Annotated in this window: 9 protein-coding genes; 3 read left to right on the plus strand and 6 right to left on the minus strand. The window is 59.8% G+C overall.

The annotated features are described in order from the left end of the window. Positions 1 to 72 precede the first annotated feature (72 nt). Positions 73 to 1,134 (plus strand): type I restriction endonuclease, encoded by a 1,062-nt coding sequence (locus GGQ66_RS21600; protein WP_370686406.1) that lies wholly within the window; start codon positions 73 to 75, stop codon positions 1,132 to 1,134. Positions 1,135 to 1,213: 79 nt separating this feature from the next. On the opposite strand, the gene GGQ66_RS21605 is transcribed toward GGQ66_RS21600, so the two are convergent. Then, on the minus strand, positions 1,214 to 1,414 hold the full coding sequence (locus GGQ66_RS21605; protein ID WP_183795581.1) for a DUF2735 domain-containing protein: 201 nt from the start codon (positions 1,412 to 1,414) through the stop codon (positions 1,214 to 1,216). Positions 1,415 to 1,787: 373 nt separating this feature from the next. Between GGQ66_RS21605 and GGQ66_RS21610 the strand changes: the two genes are divergently transcribed. Beyond that, positions 1,788 to 2,828: a glutamine synthetase beta-grasp domain-containing protein gene (locus GGQ66_RS21610; protein ID WP_183795583.1), complete on the plus strand. Its 1,041-nt coding sequence runs from the start codon at positions 1,788 to 1,790 to the stop codon at positions 2,826 to 2,828. A 202-nt stretch (positions 2,829 to 3,030) separates the two neighbouring features. After that, complete coding sequence (locus GGQ66_RS21615) at positions 3,031 to 3,288, plus strand: hypothetical protein (protein ID WP_183795585.1); 258 nt, start codon at positions 3,031 to 3,033, stop codon at positions 3,286 to 3,288. A gap of 449 nt (positions 3,289 to 3,737) precedes the next feature. On the opposite strand, the gene GGQ66_RS21620 is transcribed toward GGQ66_RS21615, so the two are convergent. From GGQ66_RS21620 to GGQ66_RS21640, 5 genes are all read right to left on the minus strand, one after another. Continuing rightward, a complete protein-coding gene (locus tag GGQ66_RS21620; protein WP_210287366.1) occupies positions 3,738 to 4,088 on the minus strand; it encodes a nuclear transport factor 2 family protein in 351 nt (116 codons plus the stop codon). A 107-nt stretch (positions 4,089 to 4,195) separates the two neighbouring features. Continuing rightward, positions 4,196 to 4,522 carry a nuclear transport factor 2 family protein gene (locus GGQ66_RS21625; RefSeq protein ID WP_183795588.1) on the minus strand — a complete coding sequence of 109 codons (327 nt, stop codon included), beginning with the start codon at positions 4,520 to 4,522 and terminating at the stop codon, positions 4,196 to 4,198. Between the two features lie 13 nt (positions 4,523 to 4,535). Next, positions 4,536 to 5,519 (minus strand): saccharopine dehydrogenase family protein, encoded by a 984-nt coding sequence (locus GGQ66_RS21630; protein ID WP_183795590.1) that lies wholly within the window; start codon positions 5,517 to 5,519, stop codon positions 4,536 to 4,538. Between the two features lies 1 nt (position 5,520). Then, positions 5,521 to 5,916 carry a VOC family protein gene (locus tag GGQ66_RS21635; protein ID WP_183795592.1) on the minus strand — a complete coding sequence of 132 codons (396 nt, stop codon included), beginning with the start codon at positions 5,914 to 5,916 and terminating at the stop codon, positions 5,521 to 5,523. Between the two features lie 15 nt (positions 5,917 to 5,931). Further along, positions 5,932 to 6,621: an SDR family NAD(P)-dependent oxidoreductase gene (locus GGQ66_RS21640; protein ID WP_370686407.1), complete on the minus strand. Its 690-nt coding sequence runs from the start codon at positions 6,619 to 6,621 to the stop codon at positions 5,932 to 5,934. Between the last annotated feature and the right edge of the window lie 50 nt (positions 6,622 to 6,671).

The following is a 6,671-nucleotide window of genomic DNA, read 5'->3' on the forward strand; positions in this document are numbered from 1 at the left end:
TGAAAATTGGTTGTGAAATGAATAAATTCATCTTATGAGTGCAATTTCATGCAACGTCGAGGGGGTATTCGCGTGAGCACTTTGGAAGACAGTCTCCGTGCCTTGTCCGAGCGGGTCAAATCCCATTCCAGCACCATGGCAACGGAAGAAGCCGTAAAAACGGCGGTGGTTCTGCCCTTTCTGCGGGCGCTGGGCTATGATGTATTCGATCCGCACGAGGTCATTCCCGAATTTACCGCCGACGCCGTGGGCAAAAAGGGCGAAAAAGTCGATTACGCCATCAAGATCGACGGCGACATTCGTATTCTCATAGAATGCAAGCCGATCGCCACGACCCTTGAGAAAAAGCATCTCGACCAGCTTTTCCGTTACTTTACGGTGACCAAGGCGAAGTTCGCCATCCTGACCAATGGCCGCAGCTTCAATTTCTACACCGACCTCGAAGAGCCCAACAAGCTCGACACGCGCCCCTTCCTGATCTTCGATATCACCGATCTCCAGCCCAATGCCATCGCTGAGCTACGCAAGTTCGAAAAGGCGGCGTTCAATGTGGAGGCCATTCTCGCGACGGCGGAGCGGTTGAAATACACCTCCGGCATAAAGCAGGTCATTGCCCGGCTGATTGACGAACCGACTGAGGATTTCGTCCGGTTGGTGGCGGCCGATATTTATGAAGGGCGACTGACGGCGCAGGTCAAGGAAATGCTGACCGGCGTGGTGCGGGCCGCCTTCCGCGATGTCATCATGGACACGGTGAAAAGCCGCCTGACGAATGCGCTGGCCGATACGCAGGAGGTTGTGGAGGCGGTCAGCGCAACGGTCGAGGCAGAACCGGACATCGTCACCACGCCCGAAGAGGTTGAGGGTTACATGATCGTCAAGGCCATCGTGCGCGACACGATTCCCGGCCGGCGCGTCTTCATGCGCGATGCGAAGTCCTATTGCGCCATCCTGGTTGACGACAACAACCGTCGTCCGCTGGCGCGTCTGCATTTCAATCGCAGTGTCAAATATATCGGGCTGTTCGATGGCGAAGCCGAGGAGCGGATGATCGTGGATTCACTCGACCAGATCTACGATTATGCGGAACGCCTGCGCATAACCGCCGCCCGCTATGGGGAGGCGAGCGCCTGAGGGCGCCTTGCAAGCCATGAAACGAAACGCCCCGGCCAGAACCTTCGGTCCGACCGGGGCGTTTCGTTTCAGATGCGGTTCAGTTCTTCGACTTGTCGTCCGTCGTCAGGGCTTCCTGATGGTACCAGCAGGTATCGACGACGGCATATTGCTGCACGGGTTCGGGGAAAAGAAGGACCGATGACGACATGCCTTCCGTCCGCTGCCCAAAATTCTGGCGGCGACTGGCGACGGGGAACTGGTAAATCTTGGCGGTGTCGTGGTGAAAACCTGTGGTCATAATCATTCCTTCCTCGGCTACTCTCTGTGCACGCTGTCCATCCGGTTAGGTTATGCGTATTTTTTAATCTCTACGCCTATTTTATTATCATTTGCGGGTGGCGTCGTAATGGAAAATTTTCGCGATTTTGGTGCCTATCTCAGGGCAATGGTCACAAAATGATCATCGTGCCGAAAATGTAATGCGCAAAACTGCCTATGCTTCCGTCACTGGTGGGAAAATGATCTTTTTGGCATTTAATTAGAAGGATTTGTTCGATTGGCGTCGTGTGGTGCTCGGTTTGGCACGCGGCGTGCATGTGATTTGGCGACCTTCAAAAGCCGCGCCGGCGGGATTGCAAGGGCCTTGCAACATCACGTAGTGAGAGAACCGAATGACCAAATTTAAGCTCGAGTACATCTGGCTCGATGGGTACAAGCCCGTTCCGAACCTTCGCGGCAAGACTCAGATCAAGGAATATGACGCGTTCCCGACGCTGGAACAGCTTCCGCTCTGGGGCTTCGATGGTTCCTCGACCGAGCAGGCCGAAGGCCGCAGCTCCGACTGCGTTCTGAAGCCGGTTGCGCTCTACCCGGATCCGGCCCGCACGAACGGCGTTCTGGTCATGTGCGAAGTCATGATGCCGGATGGCAAGACCCCGCACGCGTCCAACAGCCGCGCCACGATCCTCGACGATGCCGACACCTGGTTCGGTTTCGAGCAGGAATACTTCTTCTACAAGGACGGCCGTCCGCTCGGCTTCCCGGAGCAGGGCTACCCGGCTCCGCAGGGTCCGTACTACACGGGCGTGGGCTACAAGAACGTCGGCAATATCGCTCGTCAGATCGTTGAAGAGCACCTCGACCTCTGCCTCGCCGCCGGCATCAACCACGAAGGCATCAACGCCGAAGTGGCCAAGGGCCAGTGGGAATTCCAGGTGTTCGGCAAGGGCTCCAAGAAGGCCGCTGACGAAATCTGGATGGCTCGTTACCTGCTGACGCGCCTGTGCGAAAAGTACTGCATCGACATCGAATGGCACTGCAAGCCGCTCGGTGACACCGACTGGAACGGCTCGGGCATGCACTGCAACTTCTCCACGAAGTTCATGCGCGAAGTCGGCGGCAAGGCCTATTTCGAAGCCCTCATGGCCCAGTTCGAAAAGAACCTCGACGACCACATCGCCGTCTACGGCCCGGACAACCATCTGCGCCTGACCGGCAAGCACGAAACGGCTCCGTGGAACAAGTTCTCCTACGGCGTTGCCGACCGTGGCGCCTCGATCCGCGTTCCGCATTCCTTCGTCAACAACGGCTACCGCGGTTATCTGGAAGACCGTCGTCCGAACTCCCAGGGCGACCCCTACCAGATCGCTTCCCAGGTTCTGAAGACGATCTCGGAAGTTCCGACCGAAGGTTACGCCACCGCTGCTGCCTGATTTCAGGCGCGCACGGCATTGCCGGATAAAGAGACCTCCCCGTCACAAGGCGGGGAGGTTTTTCGTTGCGGCTCATGATCCGACAGGCTGGCGCGAGAACCGCTCCGAGAGGCTTCGTCGCGGGAGATCGCCCTCTGCCCCCAGCTCTCGACCAAGCATGCGTCTCAGCGGCTTGATATGCGGAGTGAAAAGAGGGTCGAGCGTGGGTGCGGCGACCAGCGCTTGTCTGGCGAGCAGAAGAAAAAGCGGTGTTGGGCATGACGAAGGCGCCCGCATTCCGCAATGGGCCGGGGTTGGTTGTCTGGCCGATCAAATCCTCACGCCGGAAGCGAGCCACGGTAGCCTGAAGCCTCTGGCGCCGGTGTCTCTGCACGAATTATCGGAGCTGGATCGAAATCTGCGTCGCCGTCCGGTTCCGCTGGAAACATCGGTGATGAATAGGATGCAAAGCTACCGCTAAGCGCGATACATGTCTGATTTCGTAGGGGAGATATGGATTGGCTGAGCAGTCTGTATTCTCACATGATTTCAATGATTTATCGAAACAGCCTTAGAATTCCCTATTTTTCCTGCCGCGAGCGACCGTGGATGCGACCTTTGTGCCCTGGCTTTGGGCATCAGTCAACGGGGCGCCAGAGCGGCAATAATTTCTGCTTTCGCGAAGAAGGTCACATTGCCGGGGGATGGCCGCTTTGCGCCAAAGTGGGCATCGCGCCACCTCGCCGCCATAAGCTACTAAGGCGGTGACAATGTCTCGCCGCCGCCCTGCTTGAGCACACATAATAGAGGCTAGATCCCGGAAAGAACTCCGATATAGCCGGAGCGCCAGATATTGTCGACCGTGTTGCGGGTGATGACCCAGATGTCGCCGCTCCTCTTCAGCCCGACGTCGTAGCGGTTCTTCATCAGCTAGTGACGCGAGGGATCGCTGCGGGGAACGTGCTGGGCTTCAACGAGAACGTCCATCCGTGCCGTGTCGCCTTCGATCGTCACCCGCGGATTGCTGACGGAATGCGTCGTGTCCAGAGTGGCGAGCGACGTCGTCAGTGCCGAGACGATGACATCCCGGCCCTCGATGACAGGATATTCGAAGCCGGCCTTGGCGGCAGCCGGTCGGAAGTCGGAGACGGCATTCTCCGCCAGCGATGATGCGAGGAGATTGTTGTCGCGAAGATCGATGCCGGCGGCGAAGCGATAGAGGGCCTCGACGACGTCGAGCCGGTCGGCTGCGTCCCGTGTAAACGATGGCGATATCGTCATGAACATACTCGTTGTCGTGCCGGAGGCCTGCGGAATGCACGCCTTTCCCGGCATAGGCGCGCTGCGCGCTGATGGTTCTGGTTCGATCAGACTGGAAGGTTGGTCTGTTATTCAAGATCGGCGTCGATGCGCTCGATCAGGTCGTCGGAATTCACCGCGATCTTCAATATCCCGATCTCCTGTCCGAAATCGCCTGTGAAATCGAGGCGGACATCCGAATGGAGGCCGTCAAGTTCTTCGATGGACAGCAGCTTGCTGCTGGTGCTGTAGCCGACGAAGAACCGCTCGAGGTACTGCCTGATACCATCGCGGCCGACGAAGGCGTCGCCGACCGAGACATCGTCGATGACGGCGTCGGCTGCGAACAGAGACAGTGTTCCTTCGACGTCGAAGGCGTTGGCGGTCGCGATTAAGGATTCGACGAGCTTCTGCATGGTGCCTGGCTCCTCAGACATCGTTGATCGTCGTGTCGGCGATGGTCTGCGCGAAGCCGCTTCCGAACAATGCCGCAGGCGTCTGGAAGCCGGAACGGAATTCGCCGCCAAGGACACGACGTCCAGCCTCGGCCGCCGCCATCGCCGTGAACGTGTAGCCATTGACCGTGTCGAGGATGAAATGGGTGACCTTCCCATCTGCGTCGGTGACTTCGACGGCCGCCTGGTAGCGGTTCGCCAGCCGCTGTTCTTCACTCGGGCCGTCCGGGAGAGTCGAGAGATCACCCTGCGGGAAGCCATCGCCGGTGCCATGCACGAAGGTCTCGACGTCGGGGACCCGCGTCGCCCGCCAGATGGTGATGAGATCGGGCAGCGTCACCGGGAAGCAGTCGACTGCGCCCTTGCCGAAATCGAACTTGCGGATGCCGTCGGCGGCAATCGCGACAAGCTCGCCGTCCACCCGCGCCAGGGTTTCGACGGTGACATTTTCCATGGCGCTGATCGCCGACCCGCGCGAAAGTCCGCCTGCGACATGCAGCGCGATCCTGATCTTGCGAGGGTCGATTACACGAGCGACCGCATGTCCGGCGAGACTGCCGAGCATGGCGACGCTTCCGCCACCACCCGGCATGAGCATCACGCCTGCGGCCTTCGCGTCGTCGTCGAGCGTGCCGGCCAGACGGTAGCTGTCGAGTTCGGCCGCCGTGTCGAGATAATGCACACCGCTGCGGATCGACGCCGTCATCAGCGCATCGGCGGTGCGCATGAATGGTCCTGCGCAGTTCAGCAGGACGGAGACGCCAGCTAGACCGGCGTCGATCGCCGCCGCATCGTCGAGGCCGAAGACGCGGTATTCGACGCCGAGTTCTGCAGAGAGTTTGGCGAGGGCCGCCTCGTTGCGGCCGGCGAGAACGAGAGGCGTGCGGGCCGCTTTCGCATGTTCCGCCGCCATGCGGCCGGTATAGCCGGTCGCGCCATAGATCATCCGTTTTGTCATGTCAGTGCTGCCATTCCTTGTAGACGAATTCGAGGCTGTAGCCGTCAGGATCTCGAACCTGGGCGGCATAGTAGCGAGGGTCGTAGTGGAGCTGCGCTCCCGGCGGATGGATTTTCGACGCGCCCGCGGCGATAGCGGCGGCATAGGCGGCGTCGACTTGGGAGGTGCCAACGGCGACGAAGCCGATATGAGCGGCACGGCCTTCGACCACGCCTTCGCGGAGCCAGAAGAACACCCGGCCGTTCGCGCCGAACCCCTTCAGATCAGGATGGCCGGGCGGCCCGTCCTTGCCGTCATAGTCGTGCGCATGGACGATCCCGAGCGGTACCAGCGTCGCCTCGTAGAAGGCGATCGACCGATCGATGTCGCTGACGGAAATGAAGACATGATCGAGCATGCTGCTCTCCTCTACTCAGATGATGTAGCCGCCCGAGACCTCGATGTTCTGGGCGTTGATCCAGCGGTTCTCGGTCGACAGAAGGCTGGCCACGACGCCACCGATCTCTTCTGGCTCGCCGACGCGGCCGAGCGCGGTCTGGCCTGCCAGCATGGCCTCGAACTCGTCGTTCAGGCCGCCACCGAGTTCCGTGCGGATTGCACCGGGTGCGATCGAGTTGGCCCGGATGCCCCGCTCGCCGAACTCCTTGGCCATGTAGCGGGTCAGGACCTCGAGACCACCCTTGAAGGAGGCATAGGGCGCAACGCCAGCGGTCGCGACGCGCGAGGTGGCGCTGGTGATGTTGACGATCTGGCCACCGTCCGCCATCAGCGGCAGCAGGATCTGGGTCAGGAAAAACGGCCCCTTGAGATGGACATTGAACAATCCGTCGAACTGTTCTTCCGTGACGGTCGCGATCGGATTGAAGAGGCCATATCCGGCATTGTTGACGAGATAGTCGAAATCTTCCCGGTCAAAGACGGACCGAAGCTTCGAGGCGACCTCATCACGGAACGCGGGGAACGCGCCGATGTCGCCGACGTCGAGCTTCAGCGCCACGGCCTTCCCGCCGCTCTGGGTGATCTCCATCACGACACCTTCGGCCTTATCGGGGCTGCTGTGTTGATTGCCACTGAGAACTGACCCGGCGTTTCCACCGAGAATTGACCCGCGTGTTAGGTATGTTTCGGGTCTGCGGTCGTGGTCAAGTTCCT

The organism is Allorhizobium borbori, assembly GCF_014196535.1.
Taxonomy (GTDB): Bacteria; Pseudomonadota; Alphaproteobacteria; order Rhizobiales; family Rhizobiaceae; genus Ectorhizobium; species Ectorhizobium borbori.